Origin of the sequence: Pseudoalteromonas sp. BSi20439 (assembly GCF_000241165.1) — a bacterium.
Taxonomy (GTDB): Bacteria; Pseudomonadota; Gammaproteobacteria; order Enterobacterales; family Alteromonadaceae; genus Pseudoalteromonas.
Genome location: NZ_BADW01000015.1, coordinates 1 through 381, shown reverse-complemented (window position 1 = coordinate 381; position 381 = coordinate 1). Strand labels below are relative to the sequence as shown.

General features: G+C 51.4%; 1 rRNA gene. It reads right to left on the bottom strand.

Features of this window, described 5'->3' with window-relative positions:
* Positions 1–381, bottom strand: a 23S ribosomal RNA gene (locus P20439_RS18050); the annotation flags it as partial.

The following is a 381-nucleotide window of genomic DNA, read 5'->3' as shown; positions in this document are numbered from 1 at the left end:
ACAACTTCACCACCTTGGTGGCTCGTCTCGTGTCTCAGGTTTAATGTTCGTCCGGATTTACCTAAACAAACGCCCTACTCACTTTCACATGGACAACCATCGCCATGCTTGCTTAGCCTTCTCCGTCCCCCCATCGCAATTATACCAAGTACGGAAATATTAATCCGTTTCCCATCGACTACGCCTTTCGGCCTCGCCTTAGGGGTCGACTTACCCTACCCTGATTAACATGGGATAGGAACCCTTGGTCTTCCGGCGTGCGGGTTTTTCACCCGCATTATCGTTACTCATGTCAGCATTCGCACTTCTGATACCTCCAGCAACCCTCCCGGGTCACCTTCAACGGCTTACAGAACGCTCCCCTACCACTCAACGTAAACG